The sequence below is a fragment of the Pandoraea sp. PE-S2T-3 genome (genome assembly GCF_002179965.1).
Taxonomy (GTDB): domain Bacteria; phylum Pseudomonadota; class Gammaproteobacteria; order Burkholderiales; family Burkholderiaceae; genus Pandoraea.
Genome location: NZ_NGUQ01000007.1, coordinates 357,396 through 374,051, shown reverse-complemented (window position 1 = coordinate 374,051; position 16,656 = coordinate 357,396). Strand labels below are relative to the sequence as shown.

Genomic DNA, 16,656 nt, shown 5'->3' with positions numbered 1-16,656 from the left:
ACATCATGACAACAACCCCACGCCAACCCACGCCGCCCGCCGCCCTGCCGACCGGCTCCGAGAGCAGCCTGAACGATTCGTCGGCAATGGTGTTGCTTGTCGACGATCAGGCGATGGTCGGGGAAGCGATCCGCCGCGCGCTGGCAGGCGAGCCGAACATCGACTTCCACTATTGTTCGAATCCCGACGAAGCGCTTCGCGTGGCCGAACAAACACGCCCGACCGTGATTCTTCAGGATCTGGTGATGCCGGGCACCGACGGCCTGTCGCTCGTGCGGCAGTACCGGTCGAGCCCGCTCACGCGCGATATTCCGATCATCGTGCTCTCGACCAAAGAAGAGTCGACGATCAAGCGTGAAGCGTTCGCGGCCGGTGCGAACGACTATCTGGTCAAGCTGCCCGACACCATCGAACTGGTCGCGCGTTTGCGCTATCACTCGCGCTCGTACATGAACCTGCTGCAACGCGACGAGGCTTACCGGGCGCTGCGCGAGAGCCAGCAGCAATTGCTCGAAACGAATCTGGAACTGCAACGGCTCACGCATTCCGACGGGCTCACGGGGCTGGCCAATCGCCGCTACTTCGACGAGTACTTCGGCGCGGAATGGCGTCGCGCGCTGCGTGAACAGCGCGAGTTGGCGTTGTTGATGATCGACGTCGACAACTTCAAGATCTATAACGACACCTATGGCCACATCGCAGGCGACGACGTGTTGCGCCGCGTGGCCCAGACGCTGGCCGATTCGGCGACGCGTCCCGCCGATCTGGCCGCGCGCTTCGGCGGTGAAGAGTTCGTGATGGTGTTGCCGAATACGTCGTCGGCCGGGGCCGCCATCATTGCGGAGAAGGTGCGCGCGCAGATCGATGCGATGGGCATCCCGCACGTCGGCTCGGCCAACGGCCGCAATGTGACGATCAGTCTCGGCGGTGCGGCGCTGGTGCCGCGCACGCACATGGCGTCGACCTCGCTCATCGAGTCGGCGGATCTGGCGCTCTATCGCGCCAAGCAACAGGGCAAGAATCGTGTGGAGATGCAACCGGGCGTCGCGTAATGCGCGATGCGTGACGTGTGAAGCGCGATTCGCTGGCCTGAAACAGCCTGAGGAGGTGGCATGACCTTCGAACTGTTCTATTGGCCGGGTCTGCAAGGGCGCGGCGAGTTTGTCCGGCTGGCCTTCGAAGCGACCGGCACGCCGTTCGTGGAAATCGTGCAAGGCGAGGGGCCGGGGCAGGGCATGGACGGCATGCTGCACACGATGGATGACCCCGCCTGCACCGATCCGCCCTTCGCGCCGCCGTTCCTGCGTGCGGACGGCGAGTTGATCGGCCAGACAGCCAACATCCTCGCGTTTCTGGGGCCGGTATTGGGTCTCGTCGGCGAATCGCCGCGCGCCCGCCGCTTCGTCAATCAGTTGCAACTCACGCTGGCCGATCTCGTCGCCGAGGTGCACGACGGCCATCATCCGATCTCCAGCAGGCTCTACTACAGCAACCAACGGGCCGAAGCGCGCAAGCGCACCGCCGAGTTGATCGACTATCGTCTGCCCAAGTTCTTCGATTATTTCGAGCGGGTGCTGACCAACAATCCCCACGCAGGCGGATGGCTCTCAGAGCGCGCGATGTCGTACGCGGATCTGTCGTTGTTTCAACTGATTGCCGGGTTGAATTACGCATTCCCGCGCGCCATGGCGGGTTTTGCGAAGGCGTATCCGCGCTGTCAGGGTGTGCACGACGGCGTGGCGCGGCAGCCCCGTATCGCGGCGTATCTGAAGTCGCCACGACGCATCGCGTTCAACACGACGGGCATCTTCCGGCATTACAAGGAACTGGACCGCGCGTCGCCGTTCTGACGCGCGCGGCTTACTCCGGCAGGGTGGCGTCACCCGTGTTGAGCGGGCGTTGCATGAGTACCGTGTCGACCCAGCGGCCAAACTTGAAGCCGACGGATTTGAGCGTGCCCGCGTGCACGAAGCCACACGACGCATGCAAGCCGAGTGACGCCGCGTTGCCGCTATCGCCCACGTTGGCGATCAGTTGCCGCCACGGCCCGCCCTCGCAGCGCGCAATGAGCGCGAGCAGCAGCGTGCGGCCCACGCCCTGTCCGATGGCATCGGGGGCCAGATACACCGAATCTTCCAGCGTGAAACGATAGGCCGAGCGCGGCCGGTAATGTGTGGCATACGCATAGCCGAGGACTTTGCCGTCACGTTCTGCGACCAGATACGGCAACCCCGCATCGATCACCTTGGCGCACCGCGCGTGCATCTCCGCCTGACCCGGTGGCACTTCTTCGAACGAGGCCGAACCGTTCAGCACGTGGTGGGCATAGATGGCCGTGATAGCGGGGAGATCGTCGTCGCGCACGGGGCGAGCGACGCAAGCGGCAAGCGCCTTCTCAGTGGGAGCAGGCACGGGAGCGGAGGTCATGGCGAGCAACGGCATACGGACTTTCGGCAGCTAAGGCGCTTACGGTGGGCAGGATAGGCCGGGATGACTGGCATCCCCGCCCGAAACATTGCCGCAGTTTGCGCTGCACCGGTCCATAAGAAAAGCTTGTGATGGTTATGACATGCATAAGCATCGCTTTGAGATGGGCTAAGCGTGACCGGTCGGCGCCGGGGCGCTGTCCGAATCGCCCGCAGCGTCTGGTTGCGGTACGGGTTCGGCATTCATGGCATCGAGCCGCTGCCGCACGAAACCGATGTGTTCGCGCAGCACGTAGAACTGGTCGGCATACGCGAGCGGAATCTTCAGCCGGTTCACGGCCGCCTCGATCGCATCGAGCCGGTGACGCAGGCTCTTGTACTCGGTGTGCGCATCGTCGGCGAGCGCCTCGCGCTCCAGCGCAATGAGCGCGCCATACCAGCGATACAGCCGCGATTTCACCCGCCAGCTATACAGCGACGGCACCAGCCGGAACGCCGGAATCAGCACCACGATGATCGGCACGAGCAATACGACGATGCGATCGGCGAGGCTCGCCACCCAGAACGGCAGATGCCGGTACAGGAAGCCCTTGCCTGACTTGTAGTAGCGCGCGGCGTCGTCGGAGAGCGGAAACTCGTGCACTTGCGAAGACGGGAATTCGTCGGCGCGTTGCAGCAGGTTGGCCTTGCCGTGCACTTCGCGGGCGGCTTCGATCAGTAGATCGGAGAGCGCCGGGTGCAGGCTGTCGCGCGCCACGAGTTCGACCGTGGGGCTGATGACGTGCACCGGCTGCGCGGGCAGATTCTTGCCGAGATCGAACACGCCGCGCGGCAGTGTCAATTGATTCAGATAGGTGAAGCGGCGCGTGTAGGCGTCGGCTTGTGCAAAGTCCATCAGCCGCACGCCGGGGGTGCGAATCAGCTTGCCCATCGTCGGGCCGGTGGCGGTATCGCCCGAGAGCATGGCGGCATCGACGCGGCCATCGACCAGCGCCTGCGCGGCTTCCTGCCCGTCGTACGAAGTCAGATCGGTGGGGCCGCCCGGCTCGATGCCGTTAGCTTTGAGCAAGGCGAGCGCGAGCGCGCGGGCACCGCTGCCTTCGCGGCCGATGGCAATTCGCTTGCCGGTGAAGTCGGAGAGTTTGGTGACGCGCGGGCCGCGATAGAACACGGAAATCGGGGCGTAGAACACGCTGCCGAGCGAGACGAGGCCATCGATGTCGAGCTCACCCGACACACCGCCTTGTACGAGACCCAGATCGACGTTCTGCTTGCTGTCTGCCAGACGCTCCACATTCTGGCGCGAGCCTTCGGAGGTCAGCACGTTGAGCGTGATGTCGTTGCGCGCGAGGATCGTCTTGTAGCGCTGCGCGGCGTTCCAGAACGAACTGCCTTCCGGTCCGGCGCTGATCGTGATGGTGCGTGGCGGGGCGGGCTGTACGAGCCACACGGCGAGCCAGATGGCCGCGATGGCGACAAGCACGACGGGGCCGAAAGAGACGGCAAGGTCGCGCCAGGAGATCGCGACAAAGCGCGCACGCAGTCGTTTGTGGGCAGGCCCGGAGGGTTGGTTCTCGTCGGTCGTCATCGGCAGGCAGGAATATCCAACACCCGGCCGATGATACGCCATCTGCGGTGAGTGTCCCGCGTCATTGCCCGATCAGCGCTGGGCCAGACTCTGCGCGAGTTGCTTCCAGAGGTGATCGGCCGCGGGGGAAAGCCGCCGGCCGACCCGCGTCATCATCTGGCTGGAGAAACCGGTCGCGATCGGATGGTCGATGGGGACCGCGACGAGTTCGCCCAGTTCGATGCCGCGCCGTGCGGTGATCGCCGACATGAAGGCCACGCCGAGTCCCGCGGCTGCCAGCGTCTGCGCGGTGTTGAACAGGTCGACCCGATAAGCCGGAATGACGTTGAGGCGCACGGTTTCGAGCACGGAGTGGACGAAGTGCTGCACGCCGTAGGCCTCGGTCATGAAGATCAGCCGCTCGTTGGCCAGCTCCGTGGGCGGCACGCTCGCCATGGTGGCAAAGCGATGCGACGGCGCGACCACCGCGCATAACGGTTTCGCAGCGAACGGGTGGATACGCATGGCGGGGTCGTCTGCCGAGCGCACGCACAGGCCGATGTCGACGACGTCGTCGCGCACGAGCGAGAGCACCACGGGTGTGGGGCCGGAGCGTATCTCGACGAGGATGTCCGGATACGTCATCGAGAAGCGTTGCAGGGCGCGCGCGATCAGGTTGCCGATGAAGCCTTCGCCCACGCCGATGGCGACCCGTCCGCGCTTCAGATGCCGGTATTCCTCCAGCCGTGCCGAGAGGTCGCGCTGGCGGCGCTGGCCGTCGCGGTAGTAGTCGATCAGCACCTGACCGATCTCGGTCACGCTCACGTTGCGTCCGCGACGCTCGATGAGCGGGAAGCGTAACCGGCGCTCCAGCGCGGCGATCTGCCGGCTGACGACCGACGGGTTCACGCCGAGCGATTCGGCGGCCATGCGCACGCCGCCCGTGCTCGCAATCTCGGTGAGGTACTTGAGCGGACGCTCACCGATCTCGTCCATCCATGCGTCGTTCGTCATCTCTGCTTCACTGTCCCGTTCGAGCGATTTCGTTCCCAAGGCGGCTGCCGTAGCGCTCACCACCCCAGATGCTGCATAAATGAATGAAATTCACCATAAATCGTTGATTTGTTATGATTTTCTGGATGGGTGCCGCAACAAATCTCCCGACATCATGGCGTCAATTGTTGCTTTGAGAGCAACATTTTGGACGGGTTTGCGTCATGGGTGGGAATTTTCGTCGGTGCAATACTCCGCTACTTCGCGGTATTCAAAAATAGAGAGGAGCCCCCCGATGAGTGAGATTCGCTTCTGTGAGGTGAGCGATCTGGCCGACGCGCGTGAGCAGCTGGCCGACATCCGCCACCATATCCACCAACATCCCGAACTGTCCTACGAGGAAGTCGACACGTCACGTTACGTGGCGGAGAAGCTCGAGGGTTGGGGATATCAGGTCACGCGCAACGTGGGTGGCCACGGCGTGGTGGCCTCGCTCACCGCGGGCACCAGCGGCCGCACCGTGGGCGTGCGCGCCGACATGGATGCGCTGCCGATTCACGAGCAGACCGGCCTCGCCTACGCCAGCGTGCACGACGGCAAGATGCACGCGTGCGGCCACGACGGTCACACGACCGTGTTGCTGGGCGCTGCGCAGCAACTCGCCAGGACGCGCAATTTCGACGGCACCGTGAATCTGATTTTCCAACCGGCGGAAGAAGCCGGTTCGAACAGCGGCGCCGAGCAGATGATTGCCGACGGCCTCTTCGAGCGCTTCCCGTGTCAGGCGATTTTCGGTCTGCACAACCACCCGGGCGTTGCCACGGGCACATTCGGTTTCCGCGCCGGCCCGTTGATGGCGGCGTGCGACACCGTGAAGGTGAAGATTCATGGCCGTGGCGGTCACGCCGCGCGTCCGCATCTGGCCGTCGATCCGGTGATGATCGGCAGCAGCCTCGTGATGGCGCTGCAAACGGTAGTGGCACGCAACATCGATCCGACCGAAGCCGCCGTGGTCACGGTCGGCACGTTCCACGCCGGTTTCGCACCGAACGTGATTCCCGAATCGGCCACGATGGAAATGAGCGTGCGCTCGTTCTCGGCAGCCGTGCGCGCCAAACTCGAAGAACGCATCCGTGCGCTGGTCACGACGCATGTCGAAGGCTACGGCGGCACGGCAGAGATCGAATACATCCGTGGGTACCCGGTGCTCGTGAACAGCGAAGCCGAAACGGAATTCGCCCGTGGCGTGGCCGAAGAACTGGTGGGCAACGAGCACATCATTTCGCCGTTCCCGCCGATCGCCGGCAGCGAAGACTTCGCGTACTACCTGCAAAAAGTGCCGGGCTGCTTCATTCGCCTCGGTAACGGTGTGGGCGAAGGCCGCCCGATGCTGCACAACGCCAAATACGATTTCAACGACGACAATCTGACCATCGGGGCCGCCTTCTGGACGCGTCTGGTCGAACGTTTCCTTGCGAAGGACCGAGCATGAGCACTGCAACGCAATCGTTTCCGGCCACTGACGCCAGCACCTCGCCGATGACACCTGCGCAACAGCGCAAGGTCGTATTCGCTGCGGTCATCGGCAATCTGCTGGAGTTCTTCGACTTCACGGTCTACAGCTACTTTGCACTGACCATCGGCAAGCAGTTCTTCCCGTCGGACGATCCGATCACGTCGTCGCTGCTGGCGTTCGCCGTGTTTGCCGTGGGCTTCGTGATGCGCCCGCTCGGCGGCATCGTGCTCGGCCGCTACGCCGATCGCGCCGGCCGCAAGCCTGCACTTACGCTCACCATCGGCCTGATGGCCATCGGTTCGGCCGCCATCGGTCTGGCACCGACGTACGCGCAAATCGGTATCGCTGCACCGTTGCTGATCGTCGGCGCGCGTCTGTTGCAGGGTTTCGCACAGGGCGGTGAGTTTGGCGCTGCCACGGCGACGCTGCTGGAAGTGGGCGGCGCGAAGAGCCGTGGTTTCCGTGCGAGCTGGCAGCTGGCGAGTCAGGGCGCAGCCGCGCTGCTCGGCTCGGGCCTTGCCGCGAGTCTGGGCTTCCTGCTCTCCGACGACACGATGCACAACTGGGGCTGGCGTATTCCGTTCCTGCTCGGCACGTTGATCGCGCCGGTCGGTATCTATCTGCGTCGCCATATTCAGGAAGAGCCGCCCAAGGCGAAGGTTGTCGCCGGGCGCAATGACCCGAAGCGTGCCGTGTACGTGCGTAACTGGTTCCTCACGATCTTCTCGATCATGGGCATGTCGGTGTCGACGTACGTGATGATGTATTACATGCCGACGTACTGCATTCAGTACCTCGGTCTGCCGCCGAAAATGTCGATGCTCGCGGGTGTCGCGGCCAGCACGATCTCTTTGGTGATGTGCCCGATCTACGGCGCATGGTCGGACAAGATGGGCCGCCGCAAGCCGCTCACGATCACCGGCCGTGTGTTGCTGATCGTGCTGCTCTACCCGGCGTTCTGGGTCATGACGCACTTCCCGTCGCTGCCGGTGGTGCTGGCGGCGCTGGTCGTGCTGATGTTCTGCTACACGATGGGTTCGGCACCGGCCTATGCGCTGATGCCGGAGAACTTCCCGAAGCATCTGCGTGCGGGGTACATGTCGAGTGCTTACGCTATTGCCGTGTCGCTCTTCGGCGGTACCGCACAGCTGGTCGCGGGCTGGCTGATTCGCGTGACCGGCAACAAGATGGCACCGGCGTGGTACATGATCGCCTGCGTGCTGATCTCGCTCATCGCCGTGTCGATGTTTGAAGAAACCGGCAACAAGGTGCTCGACGAGTAATCGTTCGGCGCTAACGGTATCGCTGCGCAGAGGCGACGACGGGAGACTGTCGTCGCCTTTTGTTTTTCTGCGGGAGGCGACGCGAGCCGCGTCATGACACGACGGTGCCGGGCATTGGGAATGCACACCGTGCGTTCGATCGGGGACAAGCCGGTGACAGTCTTCGATAGTGGGCGGGCGCGTGGCGGAGGACGATCCGGGCACGGTGCGCCGAGGGGTTCGGCACGCCATTTCAGGAGCGCTCGCTATGCCGGTCATCCCTTCAACTACCCTCTCGCCGTCGGTCTTTTCCCCGCTGGCCACCCCGCTTGCAACCGTTATGCCGATTGCCTTCGCGGCGTCTCCGGCCACGGCCGCATCGTTGGCGCCCGTGGTCAGTCAGCGGGCGCACGATCGATCCCCGGCGTTGGACGGACGGCTGGCACAGTCGCTGTCCGCCGATCTTCGGTCGGCGGACGCGATGCCGCTGCGGGCAGACGCCGCCCGAGCCGCAGCGGCAGTGACTGCGGCGTTGCATGGTCTCGAGGTTGGCGATGTGTCCCAGGTGAACGCGAACCTCGGGGCGCGCACGCGCCGCAGCATCTACGATCACCCGCTGGTCAACAAGACCCTCACCAATCTGATCTATGAGATGAGCGCTGCAAATGCGCACGGCGACGGACCGCTGTCCAACCGGGCATTGCTTGGCAGATTGGTCGATCAGGCGCCGGAGGACGGCATATCGCCGGCGTCCATCCAGCGGCTGATGGCTTACCGCTTGCCGTCACTATTGCTCACCGAGCGTGGTTTCGAGCCGGGCACGATGCAGGCGCTGTATTACAACATCGGCAAACTGCGATCATTGGCCTTCAGGCAGGTGCCGACGCAACAGTATGTGAATGAGGGGCGGGCATTACTCAGCGGCCTGATCGCGATGAACCAAGAGGAATATCTGGTCGCCGAGCTCTCCCGGCAAAGCAATGTGGCGGTCATGATCCATGCCAAGGCCAATAACGTGTCCGGTCTGGAGGACTGGGCGGCGACGGACGGCTACCCGCCGCATCTCGTTGCCACCCGTGCAGTGGCTGTGGATCACGTCAATCACGAACACGGAAAACCGACGGTCGTCGAGGCCCAGATCGAAGCACGCCGTATCGCCGCCGGATACGACGCATTCGATAGTGCATTCTTGTGGCTCGTGAACCTCGTCCGGCAGGTGCCGCCGATCGTGACGGCACCGTTCGAAGCCATGCGTCGCTGACGCAAGTCGCAGCGACGCTCGCTCGTTACTGCGTCTTGAATGTGACGTCCCGATCCAGCGGATACACCGGGCGATTCACGCGAGAGAACGGGAACAGGGCGTAGTTCGAACTCGTCACACCGTTGCTGTCGCATTCCACCAGCCCCGCCGAGATCGGCACGAACACCGGGCGGCAGTACATGCGCGACTTGAGCAGCAAAAAGCGCTCGCTGCGCGGATCGAGCCCACGCACGTGAAGACACCGTGGTCCCACGGTTCGTGCGTGCGCTCGGTGACCACGATGCGTGCCGTGCCGATATCGAACAGCACCGTGCGGCCCATGTAGCAACGCTGCCCGGTGTAAGTTGGCCCGCTCACCACATACTCGCCGTCGCTCACCTTGCGCACGATGCCGGTGAGTACCGCCGGCGTCTTGGTGATGCCCAACTGCGGCATCGCCCGCTTGTTGCCGAGGGCGAGCGTCACTTCCGCGCCCTCGCCTGCGGCGATGAGCGTAGCGACCGCCTCCGGGTCGCACAGCGGCCCCACCCCAATGCCGGTAAGTCCACCCGCCAAAGCGGCCTCCAGCACGTCCATCGTGTCGCACGTGCCGCCGGACATGCAGTTGTCGCTGTGATCGAGCAGCAGCACGGGTTTGTCGGCGCCTTGCGCGAGTCGCTTCGCTTCGACAATCGACTCGGCGAGCGGCGCGCTGTCGTAGACAAAACCGTCGCGCTCGTCCCATGCTTGCTGCGCGATGCGATCGGCCACCGCTTGTGCGCGTGCGACGCCGTCGTCGCCCTCTTCGCTCTCGTCGGCCGTGACTACCACGCTGATGCAAGGCGCCGGAATGTCGGCCAGCGAGAAGCCCGAGAAGACCGACACTGCCGGAATACCCTCCTCGGCTTCGGCACGGCGCGCGGCATCCAGCGCGCGTTTCATTGCGCCGCCATGGCTCGTGCTGCGCAGCGAGTGCACCATCAGCGGCGGCTGTTGCCACACCACGCGCGGGCGGCGCTTGCCGGCCAGCAGGTCGAACAGCAGCCGTCCGGCATGTTCGCCGGTTTCATACATGTCGACGTGCGGATAGGTTTTGAAACCCACGACGATGTCGGCGTTCGTCACGATCTTCGCCGTGACGTTGGCGTGCAGATCCAGTGCCACGGCAATCGGCGTGTCCGGTGCGGCAGCGCGAACGCGTTCGAGCAGATCACCCTCCCCGTCGTCGCTGTTCTCGGCCACCATCGCGCCGTGCAGATCGAGCAGGATGGCGTCGACGCCTGTTGCTGCCGCAACGATGCGACGGCACAGTTCGTCGTACGCCGCCGCTGCCACCGGGCCGCTCGGATTCGCACCGGCAGACACTGGCGTCACCATCTCGGCGCCCGCCGCCTCGGCCAGATCGATGAACGCGGCCATGGCGGTGCGCATGCCCTTGTTGTCGCGATAGGCGTCGTCGCCGTAAGTCGGCCCGTGATTGCCGAACGCTTCCATCGGCGTTGGTACCGGCGAGAACGTGTTGGTCTCGTGATTCATGCGGGCGATCATCACTTTCATGCGACACCTCCCGCGCGTTGCAGCATGGCCTGAAGCAGCACGTTGCAACCGGCTTCCAGATGCGCCGGATCGGCATCTTCGATTTCGTTGTGGCTGATGCCATCCTTGCACGGGACGAAGATCATCGCCGTGGGCGCCACGCGCGCGAGATACACGGCGTCGTGCCCCGCCCCGCTGATCGCATCCATCGACGACAGTCCGAGCGCTTGTGCCCCGCTGCGAATGGCCTCAACGAGCTCTGGTGCAAAGGGTTGCGGCGGAAAGTACACCACTTGCTCGACCGATACCTCGATGCCGTTGGCCGCGAGCGCGGCGCATTCGGCGCGCAGCTTGGCATCGAGCACATCGAGCGTGGCGTCGTCGGCGGCACGCAGATCGACGGATAACTTCACACGCCCGGGAATGACGTTGCGGGAGTTTGGATAGTTATCGACCCAGCCCACGGTGCCGCGCGAATGCGGCGCATGCTCACACGCGATGCGATTGACGGCCTGAATCAGTTGCGCCGCACTCAGCAACGCATCACGACGCAGTTCCATGGGTGTGGGGCCAGCGTGCGCTTCCATGCCGGTGACGGCCACGTCGTACCAACGCTGCCCGAGGGCGCCTTGCACGACGCCGATGGTCTTGTGGTTGGCCTCCAACACCGGACCCTGTTCGATATGCGCCTCGAAGTACGCGCCGACGGCACCGGGTTTTCCGACGGGCGATTCCGATCCGGCATAACCGATGTTGGCGAGCGCATCGGCCACGCTGATGCCGTTGTGATCCTTCTGCACCAGTGCGTGATCGAGCGTGAATGCCCCCGCGTAGACGCCGGAGCCCATCATCACCGGCACGAAGCGCGAGCCTTCCTCGTTGGTCCAGACGGCGACTTCGAGCGGCGCGTCGGTGTCGATGCCGCGATCGTTGAGCGTGCGCAGCACCTCAAGCCCGGCGAGCACGCCATAGTTGCCGTCGAACTTGCCGCCGGTCGGCTGCGTGTCGATATGGCTGCCGGTCATGACAGGCGGCAAGTGGTTGTTGCGCCCGGCGCGGCGCGCAAAGATATTGCCGATGGCATCGACACGCACGGTGCAGCCGATCTCCGTCGCCCACTTCACGAAGAGATCGCGGCCCTGCCGGTCGAGATCGGTCAGCGCCAGCCGGCACACGCCGCCCTTGGCGGTCGCACCGATCTGCGCGAGTTGCATGAGGCTGTCCCACAGGCGCGCGCCGTCGATGCGCACTGCGGCAGCGGTTGGGTCGAGACGTTCCATGTTTCACCAGTCCTTAGGGGCGTCCGCCCCGCCGAGGGACGGTCGGACGCATTGGCAACAATGGCGCGCGCGCTGAGCGGCGTAGCGTCGCGCGCCGGGTTCTTGATGAGCAGCGTCAGGCCACGCCCACGCCGAGGTAACGGTCTTTGACCACCTCGTCGGCGAGAAACGCAGCGTTATCGGCGCCGTAGACGATCACGCCCTGCTCGACGATGTAATGCCGGTCGGCGAGCTGCGTGCAGACTTCCAGATTCTGTTCGACCAGCAGGATTGCGACGCCGGCCTGTTTGATGAGTTTCAACTGCGCCACGATCTCTTCGACGATCACCGGTGCGAGACCTTCCACCGGTTCATCGAGCATGAGCAGTCGCGGGTGATTCATCAGCGCGCGGCCGATGGCGAGCATCTGCTGCTCGCCGCCGGAGAGCTGCGCGCCGCCGTTTTTGCGACGTTCCTGCAAGCGAGGAAAGATGCGGTAGATATCGGCGAGCTGCCAGGGGGAATCGCGACGCGCGCCGAGCTTGAGATTCTCTTCGACCGTGAGCAATTTGAAGATGCCACGATGCTCGGGCACGAAGCACACGCCGCGCGCCGCAATGCGGTGAGCGGGCTGACCCGCGACCGGTTTGCCCAGGAACGAAATGCTGCCCGCTTTCGGGGTAACGACACCCGCGATGGTCTTGAGCGTGGTCGACTTGCCTGCGCCGTTGCGCCCGAGCAGGGTGACGAGTTCGCCGTCTCCGACCGTCAGCGATACGCCTTGCAGAATGTGGCTCTTGCCGTAGTAGCTATGAACGCCTGCGACGTCGAGAATCATGCGCGGCCTCCGGTGATCATGTTGCCGAGATACGCCGCGCGCACGCGCTCGTCGGCGCGAATGGCATCGGGCTTGCCTTCGACCAGCACGCGGCCTTGCTGCATCACGGTGATCGTGTCGGAGATGTCCATCACGATGTTCATGTTGTGCTCGATGAGCACAACCGTGTGATCGTCGCGCAGGCCGCGAATGAGTTGCTTCATGTCGTCGAGATCGTCGATGCCCATGCCTGAGGTGGGCTCATCGAGAAAGATCGCCTTGGGGCGCGCCGCGAGCGCCATGCCGACTTCAAGCCGGCGCTGCTGACCGTGCGAGAGCGAACCCGCCGCAGTGTTGGCGTGACGTGTGAGGGCGAGCCGCGTGAGCACGTCGTCGACCACGGATGCGCAGGCGCGGGCACCTTCTGCTTTGCTCCAGCACGACAGCGCACGACGCGGTGTGACGCCAAGCGCCGCGAGGCGAAGGTTTTCGCGCACCGACAGATTCTGGAACAGCGCCGTGACCTGAAACGAACGCGCGATGCCACGCTGCACGCGCCGGTAGTCGGCTTCGGTCGTCACGTCGTGACCATCGAACAGGATGCGCCCGCCAGACACCGGCACGGTGCCCGTGAGCATGTGAAACAGCGTGGTCTTGCCCGCGCCGTTCGGGCCGATCACGGAGTGCACCGTGCGCGGCGCGACGCGCAGATCGACGCCATGCAGGGCCGTGAACTTGCCGTAGCGCTTGACGATGCCGGCGGCTTCGATGAGAACGTCGCTCATGTCGGGTCTCCCTGCGTGTCCAGTTTGCTGCGCTCATCCGCGTCGGGCCGTTTGCCGCCAAGCCGGTACCACAACGACTCGGCCACGCCCCAGAGCCCCTTGTGCATGAACAGGCTCACGGCGATGAGCAGCAGGCCGAGCAACAGCAGCCAGCGCGGCCACAGCGTCGAGAGCCAGTCGGATGCCAGCACGTAGAACGCCGCACCGAGCACCGACGCGAACAGGTTGCCCGTGCCGCCGATGACCGTCATCACGAGTATCATTTCGCTCGTGTGGTACTCGATGTTCGACAGCGGTGCGATGCCCGTCATCAGCGCATGCAGTGCACCGGCCAGCGCAGTGACGGCGCCCGAGATCGCGAACGCCACGAGCTTGAACGTCTTCACGTGATAGCCGATGGCGGCCGCCCGCGTTTCGTTGTCGCGAATGGCGAGCAACGTGCGCCCGAACACCGAATCGGCCACGCGCAACAGCACCGCGAACACGATCAGGAAGATCACCGCCACGAAGGTGTAGTACTGCCACGGCGTGGTGAGGGGGATCAGCGTCTGGCCGCCGATGGCGAGTGATTTGCGCGGGATGTCGAGCAGGCCGTTGTCACCGCCGGTCCAGTCGGTGGCGGTGTAGGCGACGAAGTAGAACATCTGCGCACACGCCAGCGTGAGCATCACGAAGTACGTGCCCTTCTGCCGGATCGCAAAACTGCCGACGACAGCGGCAATCAACGCACCCAGCACGATGGCGACGACGATCGCCAGCGGCATGGGCAATGCAGTGCGCGTGAGCAGAATGCCAAGCGTGTAGCTGCCAAGGCCGAAGAAGATACCTTGCCCGAATGACAGCAACCCGGTGTAGCCGAGCAAAAGGTTGCAGCCGAGCACGGCGAGGGCATAGACGAGGACTTCGGTGGCGAGCGTGCCCGACGAGAGTGTCGCGGGCAGGATCAGCGTGACGGCCGCAGCCAGCAGCCAAAAACGGTAGCGTACGAACATCATCCTCTCCCGAGCAGACCGTGCGGGCGCATGAGCAGCACCGCCGCCATCGCCACATAGATCATCAGGCGGGCACCTTCCGGCCAGATCGTGCTCATCAGGCTCTGCACGATGCCGATCACCAGCCCCCCGACCAGCGCACCGGCAAAGCTGCCCATGCCGCCGATCACCACCACGACGAATGCGATGCCCAGCGCCTCGATGCCCATGAACGGTTCGACGCCGCGCACGGGGGCTGCGAGCACACCGGCGAGCGCTGCGGTGCCTGCCCCCAGTGCGAAGGCGAGACTGAACACACGGAACACGTTGATGCCGAGCAACGACACCATCTCCGACGACTCGCTGCCCGCGCGCACCGCGCTGCCCAGCCGGGTGCCTTCGAGCAGCCACCAGAGAATGGCGGCGAAGACTGCGGTGAAGCCGATCAGGAAGAGGCGGTACTTCGGATAGATGAAGGCGCCCCACATCACGACGCCATCCAGTGCCTGCGGCACCGGCACGTTGTCGCCAAGCGGCCCCCACACGATGATGACCAGTTCCTGCACGACGAGGGCAAGGCCGACGGTCACGAGAATGTGGAACTCATGCGCCTTGTCGTAGATATGCGAGAGCAGAACCTTCTCGGCAATCCATGCGACGACGGCCACGACGATCGGGCACACGATGAGCGCGAGCCAGAACGACAGGCCCCATTGCATCGCCTGAAAGCAGAAGTACGCGCCGAGCAGATAGAAGGCGCCGTGCGCGAAGTTCACGAAGCGCAACAGGCCGAAGATGATCGATAAGCCGACGGCGAGCAGGAAGTACAGCATGCCGATGCCGACGCCGTTGATGACTTGCAGCAAATAAACGTTCATGCGCGTCCCGAAGAGCTTGAGTGGACGTGGGCCGCCGCACGCGGGCGTAAGTCGAGTTACGCGCCGCGCGGACGACAGATGCGGGGACGACGAGTACGCGTCCCCGCGAACGGCGACAGCCGAGTGCATTGGGTGTGCCAATAACGCACGGCTGCGCCAATCAGGCCATCTTGCACTCGGTCTTGTCGAGCGGCAGGAACGATTTGCCTGCGCTCACGATGTCGGCATAGTCGTCGGGATTCTTCATCTTCGACTTGGCCTTGCCCTTGAGCAGGTAGTAGTTCTTGAGTACCTGATGGTCGCCCTTGCGGATTTCTTCCGGACCCGTGAGACCGTCGTACTTCATGCCTTCCATCGCCGCGATGACGGCCTTCGGATCGGCGCTGCCTGCTTTGACCATCGCATCGAGCATGAGCTTGGTGCAGATGTACGAGCCGGCAAGGCTGTAGTTCGGGTTCTGCTTGAAGCGGTCTTGCGTGCGCTTGACGAGGTCGAGATTGAGCGGCGAGGCCACGGCGTGCCAGTACTGCGCGCCGAAGTACACGCCATCGCACAGATCGGCACCGAGCGTCTCGAACTGCTCCAGACCCGAGGCCCACGCCATCAGGATCGTGCAGTTGTTCTTCATGCCGAAGCTCACGGCCTGACGCAGCGTATCGGACGACTGCGAGCCGAAGTTCAGAATCAGCAGCACGTCGGGCTTGGCCGCGACGGCGTTGGTGAGATAGCCCGAGAATTCCTTCTCGGTGAGCGAGTGATAGCTGTTGCCCACGTGCTCGATGCCCTTCTCTTTGAAGATGTTCTTCGCGGCCGTGAGCAGGCCGTCGCCGAACACGTATTGCGGCGTGATGGTGTACCAGCGCTTCGCTTTCGGGTGCGCGTCGATCAGCGGGCGCACCGTTTGTTCGATGGCACCGAACGTGGGCACCGACCAGCGGAAGGTTGCGCTGTTGCAATCCTTGCCGGTAATTTCGTCCGCACCGGCCGTGGTGATGAAGATGCCGCCGGCCTTCTCGGCTTCCTTGCCCATCGCCAGCGCCTCGGACGACAGGATGCCGCCCGCGAAGAAGCGCGCGCCCTTTTGCTGGGCGATTTCCTGCACGCGGCGAATGGCCGTGGCGGGTTTGCCTTCGGTATCCAGTGTGGTGTAGGCGAGCGGACGGCCCAGCACTTTGCCGTACTGCTCGACGATGAGCTTCATGCCGAGATCGGCAAACTTGCCGTTGGCGGCGAACGGGCCCGACATCGGCACCGGACAGGCCAGTTGAATGGCGCCGGAGGCCTGTGCGAACGCGTCGCGGGCGGTAAGTAGGGAGCCAGGCAAAGACGCAGCGGCGGCGAGCTTCAACAGTTCACGACGATTCAAGATGGTCTCCAATGAAGGGGAGCAATCGTTCATGGGGTGC

The 16,656-nt window shown here is 64.1% G+C and carries 14 protein-coding genes and 1 pseudogene; 5 read left to right on the top strand and 10 right to left on the bottom strand.

Features of this window, described 5'->3' with window-relative positions; genetic code table 11:
- Positions 1 to 5: 5 nt before the first annotated feature.
- The gene (locus CDV46_RS03760; protein ID WP_407668816.1) at positions 6 to 1,052 is read left to right on the top strand and encodes a diguanylate cyclase; all 1,047 of its coding nucleotides are present in this window, start codon (positions 6 to 8) and stop codon (positions 1,050 to 1,052) included.
- A 60-nt stretch (positions 1,053 to 1,112) separates the two neighbouring features.
- Entirely contained in the window at positions 1,113 to 1,850 is a 738-nt protein-coding gene (locus CDV46_RS03755; RefSeq protein WP_087721832.1) for a glutathione S-transferase, read from the top strand.
- Between the two features lie 10 nt (positions 1,851 to 1,860).
- Here CDV46_RS03755 and CDV46_RS03750 read toward each other — a convergent pair whose 3' ends face one another.
- From CDV46_RS03750 to CDV46_RS03740, 3 genes are all read right to left on the bottom strand, one after another.
- A complete protein-coding gene (locus CDV46_RS03750; RefSeq protein ID WP_254915917.1) occupies positions 1,861 to 2,442 on the bottom strand; it encodes a GNAT family N-acetyltransferase in 582 nt (193 codons plus the stop codon).
- Between the two features lie 153 nt (positions 2,443 to 2,595).
- A complete protein-coding gene (locus tag CDV46_RS03745) occupies positions 2,596 to 4,014 on the bottom strand; it encodes a TAXI family TRAP transporter solute-binding subunit (RefSeq protein ID WP_249277649.1) in 1,419 nt (472 codons plus the stop codon).
- A 72-nt stretch (positions 4,015 to 4,086) separates the two neighbouring features.
- On the bottom strand, positions 4,087 to 5,007 hold the full coding sequence (locus CDV46_RS03740) for a LysR family transcriptional regulator (protein WP_087690463.1): 921 nt from the start codon (positions 5,005 to 5,007) through the stop codon (positions 4,087 to 4,089).
- A 274-nt stretch (positions 5,008 to 5,281) separates the two neighbouring features.
- Here CDV46_RS03740 and CDV46_RS03735 point away from each other — a divergent pair, with 274 nt between their 5' ends.
- The 3 genes from CDV46_RS03735 to CDV46_RS03725 all read left to right on the top strand — a co-directional run bounded on the left by CDV46_RS03735 (position 5,282) and on the right by CDV46_RS03725 (position 9,025).
- Entirely contained in the window at positions 5,282 to 6,478 is a 1,197-nt protein-coding gene (locus CDV46_RS03735) for a M20 aminoacylase family protein (protein ID WP_087721831.1), read from the top strand.
- Positions 6,475 to 7,785, top strand: coding sequence for an MFS transporter (locus tag CDV46_RS03730; protein ID WP_170936070.1), 1,311 nt, complete (start codon positions 6,475 to 6,477; stop codon positions 7,783 to 7,785). The genes CDV46_RS03735 and CDV46_RS03730 overlap by 4 nt, the downstream gene beginning before the upstream one ends.
- Before the next feature lie 247 nt (positions 7,786 to 8,032).
- Entirely contained in the window at positions 8,033 to 9,025 is a 993-nt protein-coding gene (locus CDV46_RS03725) for a hypothetical protein (protein WP_140413289.1), read from the top strand.
- Positions 9,026 to 9,050: 25 nt separating this feature from the next.
- Here CDV46_RS03725 and CDV46_RS03720 read toward each other — a convergent pair.
- From CDV46_RS03720 to CDV46_RS03690, 7 genes and pseudogenes are all read right to left on the bottom strand, one after another.
- A pseudogene (locus tag CDV46_RS03720) lies at positions 9,051 to 10,498 on the bottom strand (M81 family metallopeptidase).
- Positions 10,499 to 10,557: 59 nt separating this feature from the next.
- A complete protein-coding gene (locus CDV46_RS03715; RefSeq protein WP_087721829.1) occupies positions 10,558 to 11,820 on the bottom strand; it encodes a Zn-dependent hydrolase in 1,263 nt (420 codons plus the stop codon).
- A 115-nt stretch (positions 11,821 to 11,935) separates the two neighbouring features.
- A complete protein-coding gene (locus CDV46_RS03710) occupies positions 11,936 to 12,637 on the bottom strand; it encodes an ABC transporter ATP-binding protein (protein ID WP_087690453.1) in 702 nt (233 codons plus the stop codon).
- Entirely contained in the window at positions 12,634 to 13,401 is a 768-nt protein-coding gene (locus CDV46_RS03705) for an ABC transporter ATP-binding protein (RefSeq protein WP_087690452.1), read from the bottom strand. The genes CDV46_RS03710 and CDV46_RS03705 overlap by 4 nt, the downstream gene beginning before the upstream one ends.
- Positions 13,398 to 14,393, bottom strand: coding sequence for a branched-chain amino acid ABC transporter permease (locus CDV46_RS03700; protein ID WP_087721828.1), 996 nt, complete (start codon positions 14,391 to 14,393; stop codon positions 13,398 to 13,400). Before CDV46_RS03700 ends, CDV46_RS03705 begins: the two co-directional genes overlap by 4 nt.
- The gene (locus tag CDV46_RS03695) at positions 14,393 to 15,250 is read right to left on the bottom strand and encodes a branched-chain amino acid ABC transporter permease (RefSeq protein ID WP_087721827.1); all 858 of its coding nucleotides are present in this window, start codon (positions 15,248 to 15,250) and stop codon (positions 14,393 to 14,395) included. The genes CDV46_RS03700 and CDV46_RS03695 overlap by 1 nt, the downstream gene beginning before the upstream one ends.
- A gap of 160 nt (positions 15,251 to 15,410) precedes the next feature.
- Positions 15,411 to 16,616: an ABC transporter substrate-binding protein gene (locus tag CDV46_RS03690; RefSeq protein WP_058376754.1), complete on the bottom strand. Its 1,206-nt coding sequence runs from the start codon at positions 16,614 to 16,616 to the stop codon at positions 15,411 to 15,413.
- Positions 16,617 to 16,656 lie beyond the last annotated feature (40 nt).